Origin of the sequence: Pseudomonas putida, assembly GCF_025905425.1 — a bacterium.
In the GTDB taxonomy this organism is placed as follows: domain Bacteria; phylum Pseudomonadota; class Gammaproteobacteria; order Pseudomonadales; family Pseudomonadaceae; genus Aquipseudomonas; species Aquipseudomonas putida_AF.
The window spans coordinates 3,816,390-3,839,908 of the sequence record NZ_CP109603.1 but is presented as its reverse complement, the minus strand read 5'-3'; the positions used below and the strand labels follow the sequence as shown (position 1 = coordinate 3,839,908).

General features: G+C 57.0%; 20 protein-coding genes. 12 read left to right on the top strand and 8 right to left on the bottom strand.

The genetic code is table 11. The annotated features are described in order from the left end of the window. The 12 genes from OGV19_RS17100 to rfbA all read left to right on the top strand — a co-directional run bounded on the left by OGV19_RS17100 (position 1) and on the right by rfbA (position 13,423). Positions 1–1,440 (top strand): hypothetical protein, encoded by a 1,440-nt coding sequence (locus OGV19_RS17100; protein ID WP_264309835.1) that lies wholly within the window; start codon positions 1–3, stop codon positions 1,438–1,440. Further along, positions 1,437–2,702, top strand: a complete 1,266-nt coding sequence (locus OGV19_RS17095; RefSeq protein WP_264309834.1) for an O-antigen ligase family protein — start codon at positions 1,437–1,439, stop codon at positions 2,700–2,702. Before OGV19_RS17100 ends, OGV19_RS17095 begins: the two co-directional genes overlap by 4 nt. Then, positions 2,662–3,510, top strand: coding sequence for a glycosyltransferase family protein (locus OGV19_RS17090; RefSeq protein WP_264309833.1), 849 nt, complete (start codon positions 2,662–2,664; stop codon positions 3,508–3,510). Before OGV19_RS17095 ends, OGV19_RS17090 begins: the two co-directional genes overlap by 41 nt. Continuing rightward, entirely contained in the window at positions 3,507–4,214 is a 708-nt protein-coding gene (locus tag OGV19_RS17085) for an acyltransferase (protein ID WP_264309832.1), read from the top strand. Before OGV19_RS17090 ends, OGV19_RS17085 begins: the two co-directional genes overlap by 4 nt. After that, on the top strand, positions 4,211–5,302 hold the full coding sequence (locus OGV19_RS17080; RefSeq protein WP_264309831.1) for a glycosyltransferase family 4 protein: 1,092 nt from the start codon (positions 4,211–4,213) through the stop codon (positions 5,300–5,302). The genes OGV19_RS17085 and OGV19_RS17080 overlap by 4 nt, the downstream gene beginning before the upstream one ends. Then, on the top strand, positions 5,292–6,401 hold the full coding sequence (locus tag OGV19_RS17075) for a DUF1972 domain-containing protein (RefSeq protein WP_264309830.1): 1,110 nt from the start codon (positions 5,292–5,294) through the stop codon (positions 6,399–6,401). The genes OGV19_RS17080 and OGV19_RS17075 overlap by 11 nt, the downstream gene beginning before the upstream one ends. After that, on the top strand, positions 6,401–7,390 hold the full coding sequence (locus tag OGV19_RS17070) for a UDP-glucose 4-epimerase family protein (RefSeq protein ID WP_264309829.1): 990 nt from the start codon (positions 6,401–6,403) through the stop codon (positions 7,388–7,390). The genes OGV19_RS17075 and OGV19_RS17070 overlap by 1 nt, the downstream gene beginning before the upstream one ends. Further along, positions 7,387–8,400, top strand: a complete 1,014-nt coding sequence (locus OGV19_RS17065) for an MraY family glycosyltransferase (RefSeq protein ID WP_264309828.1) — start codon at positions 7,387–7,389, stop codon at positions 8,398–8,400. The genes OGV19_RS17070 and OGV19_RS17065 overlap by 4 nt, the downstream gene beginning before the upstream one ends. Before the next feature lie 58 nt (positions 8,401–8,458). Beyond that, positions 8,459–10,456 (top strand): polysaccharide biosynthesis protein, encoded by a 1,998-nt coding sequence (locus OGV19_RS17060; RefSeq protein WP_264309827.1) that lies wholly within the window; start codon positions 8,459–8,461, stop codon positions 10,454–10,456. Between the two features lie 116 nt (positions 10,457–10,572). Further along, a complete protein-coding gene (rfbB, locus tag OGV19_RS17055; RefSeq protein ID WP_264309826.1) occupies positions 10,573–11,643 on the top strand; it encodes a dTDP-glucose 4,6-dehydratase in 1,071 nt (356 codons plus the stop codon). Further along, positions 11,640–12,536, top strand: a complete 897-nt coding sequence (gene rfbD, locus OGV19_RS17050) for a dTDP-4-dehydrorhamnose reductase (protein WP_264309825.1) — start codon at positions 11,640–11,642, stop codon at positions 12,534–12,536. The genes rfbB and rfbD overlap by 4 nt, the downstream gene beginning before the upstream one ends. 5 nt (positions 12,537–12,541) lie before the next feature. Then, a complete protein-coding gene (rfbA, locus tag OGV19_RS17045) occupies positions 12,542–13,423 on the top strand; it encodes a glucose-1-phosphate thymidylyltransferase RfbA (protein WP_264313960.1) in 882 nt (293 codons plus the stop codon). Between the two features lie 138 nt (positions 13,424–13,561). On the opposite strand, the gene OGV19_RS17040 is transcribed toward rfbA, so the two are convergent. The 8 genes from OGV19_RS17040 to OGV19_RS17005 all read right to left on the bottom strand — a co-directional run bounded on the left by OGV19_RS17040 (position 13,562) and on the right by OGV19_RS17005 (position 23,519). Beyond that, positions 13,562–14,641 carry a DUF6270 domain-containing protein gene (locus OGV19_RS17040; RefSeq protein ID WP_264309824.1) on the bottom strand — a complete coding sequence of 360 codons (1,080 nt, stop codon included), beginning with the start codon at positions 14,639–14,641 and terminating at the stop codon, positions 13,562–13,564. Between the two features lie 616 nt (positions 14,642–15,257). Continuing rightward, complete coding sequence (locus tag OGV19_RS17035) at positions 15,258–16,232, bottom strand: hypothetical protein (protein WP_264309823.1); 975 nt, start codon at positions 16,230–16,232, stop codon at positions 15,258–15,260. Positions 16,233–16,600: 368 nt separating this feature from the next. Next, positions 16,601–16,984 carry a hypothetical protein gene (locus tag OGV19_RS17030; RefSeq protein WP_264309822.1) on the bottom strand — a complete coding sequence of 128 codons (384 nt, stop codon included), beginning with the start codon at positions 16,982–16,984 and terminating at the stop codon, positions 16,601–16,603. A 72-nt stretch (positions 16,985–17,056) separates the two neighbouring features. After that, entirely contained in the window at positions 17,057–18,274 is a 1,218-nt protein-coding gene (locus OGV19_RS17025) for a glycosyltransferase family 4 protein (RefSeq protein WP_264309821.1), read from the bottom strand. 8 nt (positions 18,275–18,282) lie between these two features. Beyond that, entirely contained in the window at positions 18,283–19,518 is a 1,236-nt protein-coding gene (locus OGV19_RS17020; RefSeq protein WP_264309820.1) for a glycosyltransferase family 4 protein, read from the bottom strand. Continuing rightward, the gene (locus OGV19_RS17015; RefSeq protein WP_264309819.1) at positions 19,515–21,251 is read right to left on the bottom strand and encodes a hypothetical protein; all 1,737 of its coding nucleotides are present in this window, start codon (positions 21,249–21,251) and stop codon (positions 19,515–19,517) included. The genes OGV19_RS17020 and OGV19_RS17015 overlap by 4 nt, the downstream gene beginning before the upstream one ends. A gap of 42 nt (positions 21,252–21,293) precedes the next feature. Continuing rightward, the gene (locus OGV19_RS17010) at positions 21,294–21,707 is read right to left on the bottom strand and encodes a hypothetical protein (RefSeq protein WP_264309818.1); all 414 of its coding nucleotides are present in this window, start codon (positions 21,705–21,707) and stop codon (positions 21,294–21,296) included. Positions 21,708–21,719: 12 nt separating this feature from the next. Further along, the gene (locus OGV19_RS17005; protein ID WP_264309817.1) at positions 21,720–23,519 is read right to left on the bottom strand and encodes a glycosyltransferase; all 1,800 of its coding nucleotides are present in this window, start codon (positions 23,517–23,519) and stop codon (positions 21,720–21,722) included.

The following is a 23,519-nucleotide window of genomic DNA, read 5'->3' as shown; positions in this document are numbered from 1 at the left end:
ATGAAGGAAGTGCTAGAGCAGCTTCAGGCACGAATACTCAAAGCAGCGCCAGGGCCGGCACTGGTCCAGGCGCAGGTCTATGGCGCGTTGCTCTGGGCGGTGGACTTGAACCTCTACGAAGCGGCCGCGCTGGAGCGCCACCTTGTGGCCCAATGTGCCAGCCAGGTCAGCGTACCCCCCGCCAGCGGCGTATCGCGGGGCTGCTTGCATGTGGTCAGCGAACCCTATCTGCAAGGCGGTCACACCCGGCTGATGGAGCGCCTGGCGCATATGCACGAGGGGCCCGTGGACCTGCTGGTGACGCGCAGCGCCAAGCCCCAGGTGCTCGAGCGCCTGGCTGGCTACTTCGCCCATATCGAGGTAGCGCGCGGTAATGGCCCTTGTGAGCGGTTGCAGTCCATCGTCGACACCCTGGGCCAATACGACAAGGTGGTGCTGCACATCCACCCGGACGACATCATTACCACCGTCGCCTGCGGCCTGCTGAAGCAGCAGCGTGGCGCTGCGGTGACCGTGTATTTCGTCAACCACGCGGACCATGTATTCAGCTTCGGCGCTTCAGTGGCCGATGTGTATTTTGAGATCAGCGCCTACGGGCACCACCTGGACAAGAAAAAGCACCTCACCTGCCAGAAGAGCTTCCTGGCGATCCCCATCGAAACCAGCGCTGCCATCGTTTCGGACGCGGCGCCCACGCACGAGCGGATCAAGATATTCAGTGCAGCCTCGGCGGCCAAGTACAAGCCACACGGCGGCCTGGACATGCGCCCGTCGATCACGGCAATTCTGGACCGGTTCCCAAATGCCGAGTGCTGGATCATCGGGGCCAACCCCTTGACCAACATGTGGTGGTGGACAGTGAAGCTGCGTTACCCCACGCGCTTTTTCATCCGCCGCCATTTGCCGTACAAGGACTACCTGGCGTTTGCGGAAAAGGCCGATTTCTACCTGGACAGCTACCCTATACCCGGTGGCACTGCGTTCGCTGAGCAATTGCTCAAGGGCCGGCGTTGCGTGGGGCTGGTCGCGCCGATCCAGGGGTATTCCCCTGCAGATGGCTTGAAGGTTGCCACTATCGGACAGCTGCTTGCCAGCATCGAACAGCCCCGGCCCAGTGCCCCGGTGGTCGAAGCGGTACAGCGGGTGAACTCGGTGGAGGCCGTGAAAGCACGTTACCTGGCCTGCATCGAGCGAGGCGAGTACAGCGAAAACCAACTGGCGGCCATGCTGCCGTGGACGGGTAACCTCGATTTCATGAAACCGACAGGAAAGGTCACTAGCATGATCCCTGCGGATGTCTTCGATACCCTGTGCCGCATAGACGCAAACCTGGCGCTGCGAACGCTGCTTTCCTACGCCTGGGTGCCAAGAATCAAGATCTTGATCAAGGTCACGCTGTTCCGGCTGGCCAGGCTGACTAGAGCGCGAGGGGGAGTGTGATCAAGATCTTTATCGGCGTGCTGTTCGGCCTGCTGTTCTTCAGCGATTTTGCCGTGTTGACGCTGGGACTGAGCAGTGTCTTTGCCGGTTGGCGAGAAATGATCAGCCTGCTGATAATCATGTGGCTGCTGCTGCGCGCGCTGGCCACCGTCACGGCGCGTGGCACGGTCAACCTCGACGTTGCGCGGTCATTGCTGATCGTGCTGTTCTTTGCCTTTTTGTACCTGCTGTTCGGCGACCTGAGTGCGTCGTCCTTGCGCATGTTCCGCGCATTGGCCGTGCCGGTCTTTGTCGGTATGGCGGTGGCCATCTGGGCGCAGGCCATGTCGATAGAGAAAAAACTGCGCCATGTGTACTGGTCGGTGCTGGCCATGAGTGTGCTCACCGGCGTGTATGCGTTGTACCAGTACCTGACTATCGCCTCGGCCGAGCAGTTCTGGTATTGGCCATTGCTTTCTGCCAAAGGCTATGAGCTGCAACCCTATAACTCGATGCGCGACGGGCTGCCGCGTGTATCCGGCTTTTTCACCGGCACGCTGGAGTTCTCTGCGGTGATTCTCAACACCGCCGCCATGACGCTGGCCGTGCTGCTCAGCGGGCGAAACTGGTCGTTGGCCCGACGCCTGCTGCTAAGCGCTGCATTTGTGCTGTTGTGTGGGCTGATCGTGATCGGTTCAGTACGCACGGCAATGATCGGCCTGGTGTGCATCTGCATGATGCTGGTGGTGGCCAGAGTGCTGCGCACGGCCTGGCTGATCTCGATGCTGGGCTACCTGCAGTTCGTTGTCCTCACCGTGGCCATTTTCGCCTACCTGTCGATGGGGTACACCCAAGACCTGTCGGCGCTGGACCGCGAGCGCCAGTGGCTGCACATGTACCAGGTGCTGACCGCGCATCCAATGGGTTACGGCTTTGGTGCGGTAGGCCCGGGCCAGCCGCACTGGTTCGATTCGTTCTGGCTCAACCTGCTGGCCACGTGCGGGGTGGTTGGTCTGCTGATCATGGCCGGGTTGATCCTCTGGTATCACAAACTGGTGACGATCATCGTCCGGGACCGGCCCCATGCCAGCGCCTGGAAGAACGGGCTGGGCAACTTCGTGATTGCCAGCTACCCGTTCTTCCTGAGCTCGTTCTTTTTCCAGTCCTATACGAACAGCGTGGTCCTTTACATTTTTGCGGTTGTGGTGATGGTGATCATTGGTGAAAACAGAAGAAAAAAAGTTGAGCTTGGCAGTACTGATCGTTCTGTATCGGAAAGCTAGCCAGGACTCGATTGCCCTGCAGTCGCTGCTCACGCAGCAGGCGCTGCTGCATGGCGAGGGGATCGACCTGCAACTGTACGTCTGGAACAACTCCCCCGGCGTTGCGCAGCCGTGCCCGGGTGTGCGCTGGTACGAGGCCGACAACCTGCGCTTGTCGGCGATCTACAACCAGGTGGCCAAGGAGGCGTTTGCCGCCGGGGTCGACCTGTTCATGATTTCGGACGACGACACCAACTATTCGAACATACGCCTGTCCAGCTGCCTGACGCAGATCGCCCAGGTCCGTAGCGCGCCGGGTGGCGACCAAGTGGGCGTGTTCATGCCCCGGCTGGTCAGCCACGGCCAATTGGTCAGCCCTGGCAAGCGCTGGCTGTTCATGGGCCGCCTGACGCCAAGCGTGGCGGCGGGGCTGGTCGATTCGAAAAACCTGCTGGGGATCAACAGCGGGCTGATCTTCACCCGTGAGTGCTTCCAGCGCATGACGCCTTTCTATGACGAGCGGCTGCGTTTCTATGCCACCGACACCGACTTCTTCATTCGCTACGAGGGGTACTTCCCCAAGGCCTGCGTGCTGGATGTGGAGATTGCCCACGACCTCTCCGAGCACAGCGCGGATACGCCGGAGCGCGCCTTGTTCCGCTTCGAAGAAATGATCCACGGCCTGCGTATCAGTTTCCATTCCCATGGCTTGCTTGAGCGCGGCCTGCTCGACCTGTACTTGGTCTATGCGGCCATCCGCAAAGCTGTGGCCTACCGCAGCCCGGCCTTCGTCAAAGCCTTGTTTACCCAGGTGAGGGCCGTGAAATGATGCATGCCTTGCTCGAAAGGCTGGTGCTGTTGGTCAAGAAACGCCACTTGACGGTCGACCGACGCATCTCGTCGGGCTACTTGCTGGGGCTGTTCGTGACCAAGCTGGTGATGGCTTGCCGCGGCGTGATCCGTCTGCGCCGGCGCCAGCTGGCGTTCATTGGCTCGGGGGTGACCCTGAAGGAAGTCGGCAAGATCGAGTACGGCCCTGGGCTGGTGATCGACCAGGGCTGTTTCGTCGATGCCTTGTCCAATGACGGCATCCGCTTCGGCACTGCTGTGTCGCTGAACAAGCAGATCATCATCGAGTGCACTGGCAGCCTGGCCAACATCGGCAAAGGCCTGGTGATCGGTGACAACGTCGGCCTTGGCGCTGGCTGCTTCCTGGGGTGCGCCGGCGGCATCGAAATTGGCAGCGACACCATAATCGGCAACTTCGTCAGCTTCCATTCGGAAAACCACAACTTTGAGGACCCGCACCAGCCCATCCGCCTGCAGGGCGTGACTCGCCAGGGCATCAAAGTGGGTCGCAACTGCTGGATCGGCGCCAAGGTGACCGTGCTCGATGGTGCGGTGATCGAGGACGGTTGCGTGTTCGCCGCAGGGGCGGTGGTGGCGGCGGGGGTATACCGCAAGAACTCGATTTATGGCGGTGTGCCGGCCAAGTTCATCAAGGCGCGTGTCGCTGAAGAAGGGGTGGCATGAAAACCTTGCACTTTGTCCATCTGCTCAATGACTACAGCGGCAGCCCCCGGGTACTGAACCAGACCATTACCGCGCTGCAGCAAAGTGGCGCCGACTGCACCCTGCATGTGGGCTCCAGCGGCCACGGCGTGCTTGACGAGCTGCAGGTGCCGACCTGCAAGTTTGCCTACAAGCGCTTCGATAACCGCTGGCTGACCTTGCTGGCGTATGCCGGCTCACAGGTGGCGTTGTTCTTCAGTTTGTTGCGCCGAGTGCGGCCGGGGTCGGTTGTACTGGTCAACACCATGCTGCCCTTTGGTGCCGCCCTGGCTGCCCGCTTGCGCGGTGCCAAGGTGGTTTACCATGTACACGAAACCTCCATCCGGCCTGCTGTGCTCAAGGCGTTTTTACGCCGGGTGATCGCCGGCTGTGCCAGCAAGGTGGTCTACGTCTCCAAGTATCTGCAGGCACAAGAGGCAGTGGCCGGGGTGCCGTCGGTGACCGTGTACAACGGCCTGGCCGAGGGTTTCCAGCAGCAGGCCATGGCCACGCCTTACCAGCACCTGCACGGGGGGCGCTTCAATGTACTGATGCTGGCGTCGTTGAAAGCTTACAAGGGGGTGGACGAATTCGTCGCGCTGGCCTGCGCACTGGCCGCCGACCCCTTGATGAAGTTTACCCTGGTGCTCAACGCCAGCCCGCAGGAAGTGGACCATTACTTCGCCGGCATGGCGCTGCCAGCAAACCTCACGCTGAGCCCGGCGAGTGCCGATGTGGCGCGGTTTTACCGCGAAGCCAGCCTGGTGCTTAACCTCTCCCATGTGGATGGCTGGGTAGAAACCTTCGGCCTGACCATTCTTGAGGCCATGGCCTTTGGCATACCCACCATCGTGCCGCCGGTAGGTGGCCCGGTCGAACTGGTAAGCGATGGTGTAGAGGGCTACCAGATCGATTCGAAGAACCATGAACAGCTGGTGCGCACGGTTGCGCGCCTGTCGCAAGACCCTCAGGCGTGCCAAGCGTTGTCTGAGCGAGCACGTATGAAAGCGAGTGAGTTTTCCACCGCCAACTTCCAGAAAAATATCGTGATGGTGTTTGATGACCTATAAGATTGCAGTGATTGGAACGGTAGGTTTGCCGGCTCAATACGGTGGCTGGGAAACACTGACCGAACAATTGGTGCGCAACCTGCCGAGTGACTGCGAACTCAGCGTGTATTGCAGTGCGCCACATTACCCTGAGCGCCCGACGTTTTTCGAGCGTGCCCGTCTGGTGTACATCAATCTTAAAGCCAACGGTATTCAGAGTATTCCTTACGATGTTCTGAGTATGCTGCACGCCTACCGCAAGCATGACCTGATGCTGATTCTCGGTGTCTCCGGTTGTATTGCCCTGCCGTTTATCCGTCTACTGACCCGCAAGCCAATCGTGGTCAATATCGATGGCTATGAATGGAAGCGGGCCAAGTGGTCGAACTTCGCCCGCTGGTTCCTGAAGTTGTCGGAAGCGATGGCAGTGCGTTTCGCCCATGCGGTCATCACCGATAACAAAGTGCTGCAGGAATACGTAACCGCGCAATACAACAAGGCCAGCGAACTGATTGCCTATGGCGGTGACCAGGCCAGGGCGGGGGAGCCGACGGCACACGCACGCCAGGCGTACCCCTTCCTTGTGGCGCCCTACGCTTTCACAGTGTGTCGGATCGAGCCTGAGAACAACATCCATGTCATTCTCGAGGCCTTCGCCGGCTCTGGCATGCCGTTGGTGATCATCGGCAACTGGAACCACAGCGATTACGGCGTGCAACTGCGCAAGCAGTATGAAGGGGTGAACGGCATCTACCTGCTAGACCCGATCTACGAAGTGGAGCAACTGAGCCCGCTGCGCAGCAACGCAACGGTATACCTGCATGGCCACAGTGCCGGAGGTACCAACCCCTCGCTGGTCGAAGCCATGTGGTTAGGCTTGCCTATTGTTGCCTTCGATGTTTCGTTCAACCGCGCCACCACCGAAGATCAGGCCTTGTACTTTGCCGACAGCGCCTCCTTGCGCAACCATGCGCAAGCGCTGATGGAAGATGAATCGCGGCGTGCGCAGTTGGCCGAGCGTCTGCATGAGATCGCCAATCGCCGCTACCGTTGGTCTGTCGTTGCCGACCAGTATCGGGCCGTGTTCACCCGTCTGCTGAGCCGGGCGGGGAGAGGGTGATGGCCGACCAGGACAACGCCCAGCACCGAGCGATTCTAGTGACCGGTGGCAGCGGATTCGTAGGCAAGGCCCTGCTCGAACGTCTGGCCGGCAACCCGGTATGGGCAACAAGGGCGCTGGTCAGAAAGCCGCCAGTGCAGCGGGTGCAGGCCGTCGATTACCGCCTGTTTACTGAGCTGTCGGCAATCGACGCCACTTCGAAGCATTTAGAGCAGGTCGACACCGTGATCCATCTTGCGTCGCGGGTCCACGTGATGCATGAAACCGCTGAAAACCCCCTGGCTGAGTTTCGCCGGGTCAATGTCGAGGGCACGCTGGCGCTTGCCCGGACGGCAATTGCAGCGGGCGTCCGGCGTTTTGTTTTTGTAAGCTCGGTCAAGGTCAACGGAGAGACCACCGACGGCCGTTTGCCCTTTCTGGCCGACGAGGCGCCCGCACCGCTGGACCCGTATGGTATCTCCAAACGCGAAGCCGAAGATGGCCTGCGGTTGTTGGCGACGCAGAGTGCGCTTGAAGTGGTGATCGTGCGCCCCGTCCTGGTATATGGGCCGGGAGTCAAAGCCAACTTCCACAACATGATGAAATGGCTCAGCAAGGGCGTGCCTCTGCCCTTTGGCGCCATTCACAACAAGCGCAGCCTGGTGGCGCTGGATAACCTGGTGGACCTGCTGGTGACGTGCATTGACCACCCGGCAGCGGCTAACCAGACCTTTCTTGCCAGCGATGGGGAAGACCTCTCCACGACTCAGTTGCTTCAGCGACTGGGCCGGGCACTGGGCAAGCCTGCAAGGCTGCTGCCGGTTCCCGATGCCTTGATCAAGGGCGCGGCAAAGCTGGCAGGCAAGGGCGGGTTATCCCAGCGCCTGTGCGGATCGCTGCAGGTGGACATCGCCAAGAACCGTGAACTTCTGGGCTGGGTACCGCCGCTTGATGTCGACCAGGCACTGCGGGCCACGGCTAACAACTTCCTGAAAGAGCAAGACAAATGACGGCATGGTGGCTTATTCCCCTTGTTGCAGGGGCATCCCTGCTTTTGACCGCAGCACTGCGGCGCTACGCCCTGAACAAGCAGATCATCGACGTGCCCAATGCGCGCAGTTCACACACCGTGCCCACCCCACGGGGCGGCGGTGTGGCGATTGTGCTGAGTTTTCTGGCCTGCCTGCCGGTGCTGGGCCTGGTGGGTGCAGTGCCACTGCCGGAGCTGGTCGCCATTGGCGGGGCAGGTGCGCTGATCGCGGTGATCGGCTTCATGGACGACCACGGCCATATCGCCGCCCGCTGGCGCTTGCTCGGCCACTTTGCCGCAGCCGCCTGGATGTTGTACTGGCTGGGAGGCCTGGCGCCGTTGCAGGTATTCGGCTTCAGCGTTGACCTGCAGTGGTTCGGCTATCTGTTGGCGGCTTTCTACTGCGTGTGGATGCTCAACTTGTACAACTTCATGGACGGCATCGACGGCATTGCCAGTGTCGAAGCCGTCACCGCCTGCTTGGGGATGGTGCTGCTGTCGGCCCTGGCCGGCGCGCCGCAGCTGATGCCGCTGCCGCTGTTACTGGCCGCTGCCACGCTCGGTTTCCTGTTCTGGAACTTCCCCCCAGCCAAGATCTTCATGGGCGATGCTGGCAGCGGCTTCCTCGGCATCGTGCTCGCGGGGTTGTCGCTGCAGGCTGCCTGGGCAGCGCCGCAGTTGTTCTGGTGCTGGCTGATCCTGCTGGGCGTGTTTGTGGTGGATGCCACCTTCACCCTGATCCGCCGCCTGCTGCGTGGTGACAAGGTGTACGAAGCTCACCGCAGCCATGCCTACCAGTTCGCCTCGCGCCATTACGGCAAACACTTGCCGGTGACACTGGCGGTGGCCGGGCTCAACCTGTTCTGGTTGCTGCCGGTGGCCCTGTGTGTGCTGTTGCTGGGCCTGGACGGCGTGTGGGGCGTGATCATCGGCTACCTGCCATTGGCGTATCTGGCCGTGCGCTGGCGCGCCGGTGAACTCGAACACTAGCTAAAGTGATAGGAAGAAGGCGTTAGAGATGTCACTTTGGAATGCACTCAGAGGTTCTATGGATAAGCTGCGCTCAAGACTGCTGGGACTGCCTCGACGCCATAAACGGCTGATTCAGGTAGCGACCGATGTCGTGCTGGTCTGGTTCGCGCTGTGGCTGGCGTTCGTTGTGCGCCTGGGTATCGATGACCTGGCCAACCCTGTCCGTGACCACACCTGGTTGTTCGTCACCGCGCCGCTCATCTCGATCCCGCTGTTCATCCGCTTTGGACTGTACAGAGCGGTAATGCGCTATTTCGGCAATGACGCGCTGATCGCGATCATCAAGGCCGTGACCCTGTCAGCGCTGATTCTGGGCTTTATCATCTACTGGGCCAGCAACCACCAGAACGTGGTGCCGCGCTCCATCACCTTCAACTATTGGTGGTTGAGCCTGATCATGGTCGGTGGCCTGCGCCTGGCCATGCGCCAGTACTTCCTCGGTGACTGGTTTGCCACCGCGGTGCAGCATGTGCCTTTTGCCAACCGCGACGACGGCCTGCCACGGGTTGCCATCTACGGCGCCGGCTCGGCCGGTAACCAGCTGGTGGCCGCCCTGCGCATGGGTAAAGCCATGCGCCCGGTCGCGTTTATCGACGATGATGCCAGCATCACCGACCGGGTCATTGCCGGCCTGCAGGTGTACCAGCCGCAGCAGTTGCAACGCATGATCGACGACACCGGCGCCGAAGAGGTTCTGCTGGCGCTGCCCTCGGTCAGCCGCAGCCGCCGCCGCGAAATCCTCAACCTGCTCGAAGGCTACCCGCTGCACGTACGCAGTGTGCCCGGCTTCATGGACCTGGCCAGCGGCCGGGTCAAAGTGGACGATATCCAGGAAGTGGACATCGCCGACTTGCTGGGGCGCGATGCGGTGCCTGCGCAAGGCGATCTGTTGCAGCACTGCATCATCGACCAGACAGTGATGGTGACCGGTGCCGGTGGCTCGATCGGCTCCGAGCTGTGCCGGCAAATCCTGGGGCAGACGCCGCGTATCTTGCTGCTGTTCGAGCACAGCGAATTCAACCTCTACAGCATCGCCAGTGAACTTGAGCAGCGCATCGTCCGAGAGGGGTTGTCAGTACAGTTGATCCCGATATTGGGGTCGGTCCGCGACCAGGCGAGGATGCTCGATATCATGCGGGCCTGGCAGGTCGATACGGTGTACCACGCGGCGGCCTACAAACACGTACCCATGGTCGAGCACAACATTGCCGAAGGCCTGGCGAACAATGTCTTTGGCACCTTGTATACCGCTCAGGCGGCCTTGCAGGCCGGCGTGGCCAACTTTGTGCTGATTTCTACCGACAAGGCCGTGCGGCCGACCAATGTGATGGGCAGTACCAAGCGCCTTGCCGAAATGGTACTGCAGGCCTTGAGCCGGGAGTTGGCCCCCGTGCTCATGGGCGACGCCGGGAACGTCTCGCAGGTCAACAAGACCCGCTTCACCATGGTGCGCTTCGGTAACGTGCTGGGCTCTTCCGGCTCTGTCATCCCGTTGTTCCACAAACAGATCAAGGCCGGTGGGCCGCTGACCGTGACTCACCCGAAGATCACCCGCTACTTCATGACCATCCCCGAGGCTGCGCAACTGGTGATCCAGGCAGGCTCGATGGGGCAGGGTGGCGATGTCTTCGTTCTGGACATGGGCGAGCCGGTGAAAATTGTCGAACTGGCAGAAAAGATGATTCACCTGTCAGGTTTCAGTATTCGCTCGGAACGCAACCCGTTGGGGGATATCTCCATCACCTTCACAGGCTTGCGTCCTGGCGAGAAACTGTATGAAGAGCTGCTGATCGGCGAGAACGTGATTGCTACGCGCCATCCGATGATCATGAGCGCAAATGAGGACTACCTTTCCTGGGATGTGCTCAAGCAGCGCCTGGACGCGTTGAAGGCAGCGACGGCTGACGAAGACTTCAAGACGGTACGCCAGTTGCTGAGGGATACCGTCAGTGGTTATTCACCCGGCGGCGAGATCGTCGACTGGCTGTATCAGCGTCGGCGCCTGGAGCCCTGAGCACGGGCCAAGCGCTACGCGTGAAAATACAACAAGCGTTGCCGACAGTGCGGCGCTAGACAGACGAACTTCACACACTGCGAAGTTTGTCAGCGGATATTGGGAAGAACGGAACGATGACTATTCTTGTAACGGGTGGTGCTGGCTTTATCGGTGCGAACTTTGTCCTGGACTGGCTCGCCAACGGCAATGAGCCTGTGGTCAACCTCGACAAGCTCACCTATGCGGGCAACCTGCAAACCTTGAGCAGCCTGCAAGGTGATGAGCGGCATATCTTCGTGCACGGTGATATTGGTGACTCGGCGCTGGTGGAGCAGCTGCTGAAGGATCATCAACCCCGGGCCATCGTCAACTTCGCAGCCGAGTCCCATGTCGACCGCTCGATTCACGGCCCTGAAGACTTCATAGAAACCAACATTGTTGGCACTTTCCGTCTGCTCGAGGCGGTGCGCGGCTACTGGAAAGGGCTAAATGACGAAGCGCGGGCGGCATTTCGCTTTCTGCACGTTTCCACCGATGAAGTGTACGGCTCGCTGTCTGCAGACGAACCGGCGTTCACCGAAACCCATCAGTACCAACCGAACAGCCCTTATTCGGCGAGCAAGGCGGCAAGCGACCACCTGGTGCGCTCCTACCACCACACCTACGGCCTGCCAGTACTGACCACCAACTGCTCGAACAACTATGGCCCGTACCACTTCCCGGAAAAGCTCATTCCGCTGATGATCGTCAACGCTCTGGGCGGTAAACCACTGCCGGTGTACGGCGATGGCCAGCAGATTCGCGACTGGTTGTACGTGAAGGACCATTGCAGTGCCATTCGCCGTGTACTCGAGGCAGGGCAGACCGGCGAGGTGTACAACGTGGGTGGCTGGAACGAGAAGCCAAACCTGGAAATCGTCAACTGCGTATGCGCGCTGCTGGATGAGTTGCGCCCCCGCGCGGACGGCAAGCGCTACGCCGAACAGATCACCTACGTCACCGACCGCCCCGGGCATGACCGCCGCTATGCCATCGATGCCCGCAAACTTGAGCGCGAACTCGGCTGGAAACCAGCCGAAACCTTCGAAACTGGTATTCGCAAGACCGTCCAATGGTACCTCGCCAACCAGGAGTGGGTAGAAAACGTACAGTCCGGCAATTACCGTGACTGGGTCGAAAAAAACTACGCAGGGCGCACCGTATGAAGATTCTCCTGCTTGGCATGGACGGCCAAGTCGGCTGGGAATTGCAGCGCAGTCTGGCCCCACTCGGGCACTTGCTGGCGCTTAACGCCAGAAGCCAGGAATACTGCGGTGATCTGTCGAACTTGGCAGGGTTGGCCGAGACCGTCCGCCGCTATGCGCCTGATGTAATCGTCAACGCCGCGGCCTATACCGCAGTGGACAAGGCCGAGTCGGATCGCGAGCTGGCGTTCAAGGTCAATGCTGAGGCGGTTGAAGTGCTGGCGCAGGCTGCGGCCGAGTGCGGCGCGCTGCTGGTGCATTACTCCACCGACTACGTGTTCCCAGGCACGGGGACCGAGGCTTGGCGCGAAGAAGATACCGTTGGCCCAGTCAATGCCTATGGCGAGAGCAAGCTGGCAGGCGAACGGGCGATCCAGGCCTCTGGCTGCGCCCATTTGATATTCCGCACCTGCTGGGTATACGCCGCACGCGGCAACAATTTTGCCCGCACCATGCTGCGCCTCGCCGCTGAAAGGGACAGCCTGGGCGTGATCGATGACCAGTTTGGCGCCCCGACGGGCGCGGAGCTGATCGCAGACGTGACTGCCCACGCCATCACTGCAACCCTGCGTGACCCCAGTCTGGCCGGCGTGTACCACCTGGCCGCTGCCGGTGAAACCACGTGGTGCGGCTATGCCCGTTTCGTCCTGGCGCAGGCGTCAGCCCTCGGCGTACCCCTGAAAGTCGCTGCCGAACAGGTCAACCCATTGACCACCGACGCCTACCCGACCCCGGCCAAGCGCCCGGCGAACTCACGTCTTGATATCAATAAACTGCAGAAAGCTTTTGCCCTGACGCTGCCTGATTGGCGCCTGGGTGTGGCTCGCATGCTTACGGAAATAAACGAGAAATGAACAACATGAACCGTAAAGGCATCATCCTGGCAGGCGGGTCGGGTACTCGTCTGCACCCTGCGACGTTGGCAATTTCCAAGCAGTTGCTGCCGGTCTACGACAAACCGATGATCTACTACCCGCTCACCACGCTGATGCTGGCGGGCATTCGTGACATCCTGATCATTTCCACCCCGCAAGACACCCCGCGCTTCGAGCAGTTGCTGGGCGATGGCCACCAGTGGGGCATCAACATCACCTACGCCGTGCAAGCCTCCCCGGACGGCCTGGCACAGGCGTTCCTGATTGGTGAAAGCTTCATCGGCAACGACCTGTCGGCGCTGGTGCTGGGTGACAACATCTATTATGGCCATGACTTCCAGCAGCTGCTGCGCAATGCCATGGAACGCGGCGAAGGCGCCAGCGTTTTTGCCTACCATGTGCACGACCCCGAGCGTTACGGCGTGGTCGAGTTCGACGCGCAGGGCAAAGCGATCAGCCTGGAAGAGAAGCCCACCCAGCCGAAGTCCAGCTATGCCGTGACCGGCCTGTACTTCTACGACAAAGACGTGGTCGAGATCGCCAAAGGCATCAAGCCGTCTGCGCGCGGTGAGCTGGAGATTACCGACCTGAACCGTGTGTATCTGGAGCAGAACCGGTTGTCGGTGGAGATCATGGGGCGGGGGTATGCCTGGCTGGATACAGGCACGCACGACTCGTTGCTGGAGGCCAGTGGGTATATCGCTACCATTGAGCGTCGGCAGGGGTTGAAAGTGGCGTGCCCGGAGGAGGTATCGTTCCGCCAAGGGTGGATTGGGGCGGAGCAGTTGTTGAAGCTGGCTGAGCCGTTGGCTAAGAATGGGTATGGGCAGTATTTGAAGCGGTTGGTGCAGGATACGGTGTATTGAGCGGGATTTGAGACTCCGCTTTGATGTACAGACCGCGAAGGGCGCAAGTGCTGGATCCGTAAGTGTAATGAAACCTGCCAGCCTAAGTGATAGGCGCTTGCTGGCAGGTTCCACATGTGATCTAACGCATTGCTCTATTCAGGATAAGGTCAATGGCAATACATCACATTTCAATGTGATTGTTTTGTCTTCATCGTCTTTGTAGAACGCCACAACGGTCAGCTCGCCAGGTTGGTTAGGTACAAGGAAACGCGCGCTTTCTGACGCGTCGTACCAGCGAGCGTCATGGCGATTGCCATCATTTAAGAGATAGAAAGCAAAGTTACCGCTGTCACAGATTCTTCCATCGAGGATCAAAGAACAGTGAGCAAAGACTTCTCGCTCGGTGCGATAAGCCGCTACCGAAAGCTTCACCCCGGAAGAAACCGGAGGCGAGTCAGTGCCAAAGGTCGTGTTTGGCATATCCATTTCGCCTTCCACTTTTTGTTTGGAATTAATCTGCGATAAAGCTTCTTGATAATACCGTTCGCAATAATGGAACGGAGAAGCGCCCCAGCGGTGAAATGCATCAGCTGTTAGGAGTTCGGGCTCGAAGTGCAAGAACTGACTGTCATCTAGTTCGTTGCCGAGTTGTTCGTACATCCATTCAAGCTCACGGTTGGCCTTGTCGACTGCCGCAGAAGTGACAGGGAAGCTTGAGTCGCTTTCTTGCTCGAATTTTGATGCCCAAAATACCTTGTTTACAATGACGCGGTCTAGCTTGTTGTGGTTCTTTAGTGCCTCGAAAAGCAGGTGCATGCCTTGCAGCCAGAGTGCTCGATGTTCATCAGAGCCATGCGGGATTACTCTAAAACCTTGAGCGCCTTTCTCGTCTAGCAGGCCGCTTGCAGTGAGCTCGCTTGAGTAGGTGATGATGTGCCCTGTCGGTAACGCTATAAGATCAAATCTTTCATCGATCAAGTCAATTAAGACAGTGTGTGCTTTGGCGAGTGCATGCGCCGACGTTATAAGTTCTTTGGAGAAGTCATAGGCCACCATGCGGCGCTGGAAAGCCGAGGGAATTCGATTTAAAGCGGCTGTGTTGTTATAGGGTTCACTGCACAAGGAAGCCATCGAGGATCTTGCGAAATAGCCCGTTAACTTAAAGTTACGGCTTTCCTTGAGGTTGAATATATCTCTAGATACGCAGCTACCGTAGATCAGTAAGTTCTTGATCACTATTTATGCCAGCCTTTTGTACTGATGCTATGGTCAACATTGCATAATAAGCATGGCCATAAGTTCAATAATTCCCTGCAATGGCGAATGGGCAGCTTGTGCGTGCGAGCTGCGCGCACTGCCGAACGGCCAGCGCTCATTGTAGGGGTGAACATAAATGCTCCAGCGAATGCCATGTGTATGTCATTGAAAATTCATTATCCATAGCTGGGCGAGGAATGCAACGCGCTCGTCTCTACAAAAACGCTGAGCGCTTGGTTGCGCTGGTCGAACTGAGTAAAAACGAGAGGCGTTCTACAATTTGGTAGGTGCCCGCGCTATCGTGCTGTGAGTGTCAGAGAGCCATGACAGGCGCGGAGAGCTATGTAGGGCCCGGCATCATGGTATTCGCCATTGCTCGGGTTTGCAGAAGAGGACGCGGTACTCGCCGTCACCAACCGGCGCATGATTGACTCTGCGGCATTGTGTGCGGTTGCACTGTTGATCAAGATTGCCGCAGTAGAGTCGGTGTTAATACTAAGTAAATAGTTATTTTTATTATCGGGTGAATTCATGGCGCTTGGCAGTATGTCTTAAGGGGCCTTGCCGGTGCCATGAGAACGTCGAATGCATAGGCTCATGCTTTCAGTGGGGTGTAGAGGTCCAGTGCTGATTTTCTCCCCGCCTGATAGATTTCTTGTTCACACGCCTTCAGGGACTCGTTGTAAAAAGTATCAAACGCCTCATGAGTGAGCTTCAGAGTTTTGTCGTCTGTTGCTTCGGCAAGGTGTTTGGCCAGATGGACAGCTCTCTTCTGTCCGTAATCCGGTAACACAGCGGCCTCAATTGAGTAAGAAAAATATTTTTGCTTAAAAAGTTGTAAATTTAAGTTTTTGGACATGGTCAGAATGGACTGCTCAATCGCTTCATCAACAAAGCTCATGCTGGTGTGCTTTCTGAATTTCATTAATGCGAAAATCGCGGCAATGTGGCCGTTGAAAACGCGAAAACGCATTCTGCCGTCTTCTTGGATCTCAGTGCCGATGTCTTTGAGATAATTTAATTCAGTTTCTTGTGGGGTGAACACATATTCGTAGAGCCAAAAATCTCCGTCGGAATCACGATTGGAGAGTTGTATTTGTGCGTCTTTCGAGGTTAGGGTCGTTATTAATTTGAGCGCCTTATTGAAGTACTTGTCGTCACCGGTGGCTTCGTGCAGCTTGATGTAGCCGTACGCAGTGTAGGCATTCATAAAGGCGCCATAAAAAGGCTTTTTCATGGTGGCCCAGTACATGGGGAAATCAAAGTCGTTTCTGATGTAGGTATGGTTACCAATGGTTTCAGTGTAACTGCTTGCCGCTAGGTCGAGATAGTCAATTTGGTCGAGTATGGTTTTAAGGGCGCCATGCGTTTTGCATGAAGTTGCCAGTGCGCACGCATTAATCGCAAATGCAAAGGGGTTAAATGGTTGATGATAGTGGTTGACGTACTTTTCGGGCCACGGCCTAAAAAGGTCAAGGTGGTGTTTCGGAATCCAGCCTGATTTGTGGGGCCCTGTGCTTAAGGCTTTGTCGAACCAGTCCTGTGTTAGTGTTTCATAATGTATTTTCATGTGCTGTGCTACCTGGCTTCCATGGGGGTAGTTTTTGATGTTTGCGGTGGTGTAGCGGCAAGCTACTAGCGCTAATTAGCCTGTTTTGTAGGGCGGGCGCTTGCGCACTGTGAAGCTTTTGGCCGTTGTATTAGGTTGAGCTTCGGTAGTCTCAGTAGGCGTGCCGAGTGATGATTGTCACCTGTTTGAAGGTTCAAGGTGATAAGGTTTTTGTAGGAAAATTCCTTATTCGTGCCTTGAAGGTGCCTCGGATGCAATTTGAGGCGGAAGGGATATTATTCAACTCAAAAATATTCCCATTGAGATTTCATCTGCAATGGGAATATTGATGCCTGCCACCTGCAGGATTTCATTTAATCAGCAGGCTATTATTGCTGCTTTTCCTGCCAGTAAATGCTGACCAGCGCCGGGTTCTTGTCGTTGATCAACACGCCAATGGTAGGCGAGTTTTTCTTCATGTAGTGAACCTTGAGCGTAGTCGACCCGGTGTTTGGCTGTTCGGCAGCGACGTAGCCCAGTGCCTTGAAACGCTCGTCCACTTTGGCCTTGGCTTCAGCCTGAGCCAGGTTGTACTGGATGTCGAAGGTTTTCAGTGTACCGTTTTCGATAGGCTTGGTAGCATTTTTAGTCATGTTACCTTGGAGCGTCAGCTTTTCGCCGGAAGGAAGTTGGATGTCAGTCCCTTTTTCTTCATTGCAGCCGCCCAGAGCGAGCAGGCAGGACAAAACCGCGACGTAGGTGATTTTTTTCATGTTAAGCGTTAGACCTTGGGTTCGTTAATGTAGATGCAAAATCTGAATTCTAGCAAACTTATCGGCGGGTGACTATTCAGTCTGCTCGAACTTCGAGTGCTTGGGTGATGTTGTCAGCAAGTCGAAGGCCATCCTCCTTTTGATAGCTGTTCGCGAATATTTTTGTATGAAATCATTTCGAGCTGTGGGGCCGAGTTCCAGGCTCCTGAATGATTTGATGGCGGCTTCGAGGTCACAGGGGTTGAACACAGCCGTATTGTGAATGCGTCTGCTGGCAAAGCGACCGGGGTACCCAGACAAGCCAGCCAGAATCGGCTTCTGTGTGGCTGCATATTCGAACAGCTTGGACGGCAACACCCGACGGAACGCCTTCATGTCATTCAAATGCAAGAACAGTACATCAGCCTCACGATAAAGCTTCAGCAAAGAGTCACGCTTCATCGGGGGCGCAAGGTAGACGTTTGTCACCTGCTCGCGGGCAAGTGCTTTTTTAAGCCGTTCAATGGCGCCGCCAGACCCGATCAGATGAAAGTCCGCTTCACCCTCCAGGTGCTTGGCCAGTTGCGGAACAATCAGGTGAAGGCCTTGCCCGGTGCCAATATTGCCGGCGTATACAATCTTCAGTCGGCGCGGCAGTGCCGGCAGGTTTGGCGTGACGGCCGGAGCGGGAGGTGGGGTCAGGAAAAGCTCATCGATCCCGTTGGTATGCAAGGTGAATACCTTGTCGGGGTAGCGCTTGTTAAAGTACGGCGTAAATCCAGGTGAAATAAGATTAACTTTGTCAGCCTGTCGGATGGTGGTAGCTTCAATGGATGAAAACACCATAGACGCTATTTTACCGAGGGCGGGCGGTAGTACCCCTTGCAGGGTATCGACAAAAATATCGCGAATATCCAGGTACAGCTTGGTGCCTGTTCTTCGAGAGATGTAAGCGCCCAACGAGGCTGTCATCAGGCGCGAGGACGTGGCAAAGATCAGGTCGTAGTGTTTGCTTTTGGCAACTTTGCACACTTGGTAGGCAAACGAGCCGAACGAAAACGCCTGGTCTATGAAGCCACTTTTGTGCGCAGGCACTGCGAGTCGTCGCACCGTCAGGCTAGGTGATTGTTCAAAGCTGGAGGCACTGGTCTTGAACGTATGGTATCGATTGGGCTGTGTGGTGATTACATCGATTTCCACATGGTCGCCGACATTCTCCAAGAGTGCTTTTACCAATGCCTCAGCACGGAAGGAGCCCGCCGACAGATCCGGCGGGTAGTAAAAGCTCAAAAAGAGAATGCGTGTTTTCACGGCCGGGGTCACCTGGTGTGAGCGGGGGTGAGTAACACCCGCTCGTAGAGATCAACTAAACACTTTTCCTGGCTTTCCCAATTCAAGTTTTGAGCCGTCTTCCTGGCGTTGCTGGCGAAGTGTGCGCGCAGCGCGCGGTCTTCCAGCAGTTGAATGATCGTGGTGCCGAGGGCCTGCTCATTATTTGCCGGCACCAGCAGGCCGATGTCATTGTTCCTGACAATCCTGCGGATTTCAGGGAAGTCAGTTGCGATCACCGGTAGGCCGGCAATCACATATTCGAAGAGTTTGTTCGAGTCGGTGGTGTAATGATTGAGGCAGGTGTTTTCAATGGGCTGTACGCCCACGTCAGCAGATGCCGTATAGCTCGGCAGCTCGGCCAGCGCCACCGTTGGAATGAAGTGCACTTTGTGCTGCAGGTTCAGTTCTTGCGCCAATTGCATCAGCGGTTGGGTCAGCCGGCCTCCGCCGATCAGCACGAAGTAACAATCAGGCACATGCTGCGCGGTGCGGACCAGCTTTTCCAGGCCGCGGCCTTGCTGTAAACCACCCTGATAGAGCACGATCGGCCACGGTTCAGCAAGGCCGAGTTCATCTCGAATACGGTTTGAGGGTGGGCTTTCGATCAGCCTGGGGCGGTTTTGTAAAACCAATGGCCGCTCCACGCCGTAGGCGCGAGCGAAATACTTGGCGCGTGCGTCGGTTGTGGTGATCGTGCCATTTGCCGAAGGCATCAGCCGTTTTTCTACAAACCCTACGACCTTTCTCAGGCTATTGTAGCCTTCTCGGCTTGTGCTGATTTCGTGTGCGTCGTACACCAGCTTAGCGCGCGACAGTTTTGCCGCAAGCCAGGCAGTGGGGAGGGTGTTGACATCATGCGAGTGCACCACTGTTGCCCGGTACTCCAGCATCTTGAACAGCAGCGCGAGGTGCGTCCACCCGCGTGAAATGGCTCTTAGAACGAGCAGTTTCAAGCTGGGTTTTACAGGCGCGGACTGATGCGATTCGCCGCTGGCTTTCATGGCCGGTTGCAGGTTCTTCTTACGCAGTTTCCACAAGGGCGAGCGGGCGACGCGAACCACTTCTATGCCATCGTCCAGAACCACCTGCTGTTGGGTGACGCCAGGGGTGTGCAGTGCGAACACTCGAACTTGATAACCCGCCCGTTGAAGCGTTTGAGCTTCCTTCATCACACGCGCGTCGTTGAGGAATTCATTCCATACAATCATCGAGACTTTCGTCATTGCGTCGCGCCCTCTACCGCTGTGGGTGTATCAAAAATCTCGATGCAGCTGACGATTTCAGGTGTCAATGCAAGGGCTGCCGAATAGTCTTTTCGCACAATATGTCGTTCCAGCATGTACATCAGTGCGGCCAGCCAGACCTTTTGCTGCTCGGCGCCAGCAAGTGCCGGGCGCTGGTCGCCAGAACTGAGCGTTTCAAAAAGCGCGTCTTTTTGAGTGATTGGCCAACTGCAGCCAATCGCTTCAATACGCCAGTTACTCCAGTGGCTGAGGACAAAGCCGGAGGTGGGGGACGCCAGTAGTGTGTTGTTGGTGATATCCAGCGGCACGATCTGGCGAGGCAGCTCGGCCAGTTGCCGGGTAATGGAGGGCAGGTTACTGATGATGCGTTCGACACGTTGGGTGTCGTCATCATTGATACAGGCCAGGCGAAGTGAGCTGATCATGGCTTCATCCAGGCGCTGTTCGAGGTACAGGCGCGTGCGGGTGAATTGTGCAATGAGCGCGGCAGCGGGCTCCAGCAGCATCAGCTTCTGTGCCACGCCCAGTATGCCTTCCCCAATCTGCCGACCGGCCAGCTTGTCAGCCGCTTCAAAGCGATACACATGGCAGTCGATATCGCTGACCTTGTAGTGGCCTACAAAGGGTAATACCGGCAATCCGCGTTGTGTGGTCAGCAGTGTTCTTTCCTGCAGGGCGGAAGACGAAATGTTATTGCCAAACACCTTGACCAGCAGGCTGTGTTCAACCGGCCCATCGCTAAACTGCAGGGTAAAGGCATAGATATCGGTAAAGCCCACCTGGTGCCAATGCATCTGATAGCTTTCGACCGCCTCGGCCTTGAGTTTTTGCAGCAGTGCCCGGACCCACTTGTCTCGGTTTTCTGCCTCAAGAATGTAGTCCAACCCATTGCTTTGCGGGCGCAGCTCGATGAGGGGCTGAGACTGATAGAACAGCGCATTGACCTGCCGATGCTGAATACGCAGGCCAATCACGTCCAGCATCATGCCCGACAGCCTCTGCAAGCCCTGGCGCATGATCAGAACGGCAATGACAGCGTTGAAAATCTTGGTGTGCTGGAAGTACAGGAAGTCAGTCACCAGAAAGAAGAAACTTAGCAGAAAGCCTGTTGCCGCCAAGGCATTCAGAATAGGGCTGTAGTGCTGATGGAAGCGCTCTCGAATGCTCTTTATGTGGTTGTATGCCAGGACGCAGATGGTCGATGCTATGGCCAGATACGCGAAAATCGCCAGCAGCAGGCTCGGGTATACAAAGGCCAGTGCCACCGTGCTCAGGCCAAAAAAGACGCCACCTGCCATCGCTCGGTTAAAGCGAGAGTAGGCATTGGTAGCAATTTTTTCCTGATTCTCGAACAAATTGAGCTTGGAGGTGCGAGCGAGGAGTCTCTGCGTGCCTTTGCGGCACAGCAGTGCGGTCGCCAGTTCGGCCAGAAGATAGGCGATATACGAAAGGGCCGCCGCGGCCGTCAACGCATAGATCAGATGATCCTTCTCCAGCGCATGCAGGATCGAAGGAAAATAGGCAGGCGTTTTTTCGGACCCTAGCAGAATGATGACTTTAAGGGGCAGAAAGAAGGCCAGCAATAGAAATATCTGGCTCGCCAAGGTACTGATTTGCACCAGCCCGGTAATGATCGGCACGACCTTGACGAATTTCACGCCCAGGGAAATGCACCAGCCGATAGTGGCTTTTATCTGTTGCTGGAGTTTCATGCTAAACCGAAACCGTGTGCGCAACTGTGCGGCGAGCGTTCATCATTTCTCCTGCCAATAAATACTGGCGAGGGTTTCGTGCCCGTCATCCTTGGTACGGGTAACAAATATCGCCCCGATCGGCGGCAGCGACTTTTTGTAATACTGCACTTTGAATTGGCGTGCGTCGTTGAGGATGATCTTGCGCGTGTACCCGTTGTTTTTCAGAACGGCGTAAACGTCATTTTCAGCGATCTTGTCAACGCCGGCATACACAAACTCATGCATGCTCATGAACCCCGCGCTGTTCGGCTTCTTGTGCGATTTCTGATGGGTGCCCCTGAGGAGCACTTCAGTGGCGTCACTCAGGCGCAGGATATTTGCCGACTTTTGCGCTGGCGTTACCTCGCCTGTTGGCGCTTGGTCGCAACCGGCCAACATTGTCAGGAGTGCAATAAGAAACAGGTACGGTTTCATGGTGTGATCACTTCAATTGATGATCCGCGCCAACAATTGTTTGGCGAGGGTTCTGTAATAGGTGCCGTGGTAGTAGTAGGGGCAAAACGCCCATTTGTGCTCGTTTTTCGAGACGTACTGCACCATCTTGGCAAAGGCTTGTTTGGCGATGGTTCTGTAGTACGTGCTGTCATAGTGATACGGGCAGTAGGCCCAGCGAGGCGCCGCTCCCCCGATCAAGCCAGCGTCCTTGCCGCCGATTCTCTCAACGGGGATCGTCGAGTTCTCCAAGCCTTCCAGCATCGGGTCGATGATTGCGTTGTTGAGGTCGATCAAGCTCTCGAAGGTGCTCCCGGCGAAGCTTGCAACGGTTTCCTTGCTTTTGTACTGGTTCGCCCAGTTAGCCTGGTGCACAAAAATGTTCGGGCACAGGCTGGCCAGGCGCTCAAGGAACATGGGCAGCGCCCAGGCGCGCAATTGTTTCGCCTCTTCACTCCATGGGGCCTGCAGCTTGTACTCGATACCACAGCGCGCCAGGGTTTTGAGCATGAGCGGGCTGGCCGAAACGATGGAGGTCCCACATGTTGCAATGCCGATGCTTTCGTCAAGGAAATCGACAATCACGATGTCGGGGCGCGATTGCTCAAGCTGTTGCCAGTGTGCTTTAGAGGCATCCCATTGAATACGCTTGGCCTCGGCGTCTTCGGTCTCGACCTTGAACCGAGCATCGAGGCAGGGCGGCGCCATGTAAGCGATAACCGACGATTGAGACATGTAAAAACACACCTCGAAGCGTTCCAGGGTTTCTCTTTGAAACGTGAACAAATTGTGCGAAGCGCTTGAGCCGAGAATGGCAACGCGAATCTTCCCCGCGTTGGCTTTCACCGGGTTCGGGCGCGATGCCTTGACCTCAAGCCGGGCTTTTTGCGACAACAGGTTGTTCAATACCGTTTCGTCGGCACCAAATACGTTCTGTTGCTCTGCCTTGATTTGCTGGCGAACGGTGCTCAGCTTCTCAAGGTACTTGTGGGGCATGCCCAGCGGAGACTCTCGCAGCAGCTGAGTCAGGTATTCAAGCTGGGTAGTCTGCAGGCCGAACCGTGCAAACAGCTCGGGATCGAACCCGTTCACGCATTCAGGGGCGCTGAGTATCCGCGCGCGGGCGCCAAAGAAGTACGAGTCGCTGAGCGGGTGCTTGGTATACAGGTAAAGCGGTTCCGCTCTCGTCAGATGGATGTGCTCGGCTGAAATCCGATGCTGTTCCAGCGTTGAGACGACGAGGTGGTGGGCGTACTGGGTAATGGCGTGTGACTTGGGCCCTGCGGTCTTGTCGACCAGCGTCAGCGCAATTGCCAGCGTGTCGTATTCGACCGGGCGATGGCACTCATCCGAAGGCAGAAATTCGATACCGTTTTTAAGCGATATCAGCAGCACCTCCGAGATGTTGTGCTCAGAGGTGGCCTCGGTTTGAATCAGCTCGATGACCTGCTCATGAATGCAGTCATCATCATCGATGCGCGACGTTACCAGTACCGCCTCGTCAACGTCCTTGATGAGGCGCAGGATTTCGCGACTGACCATGGAGTAGTCGCTGACCTGAAGCGTTCGCGCATTCAGGCCAGAACCACTTAGCAGCGTCTCCAGGCGCGTTCGGTGCAGGGTCGGCAGTGCCTTATCAACGAAGATGATCCATTCGAAACCCTGATTGCTCTGGTTGACCAAAGACGGGAGAGCAGTATTGCTAAAGATCTCCAGTCTGTAGGTCAGCCACAGTTCATCCTTGATGCCGATACCAAAGTTGGTAAAAACGAAATGCTTCAAAGCGGGTTTCAT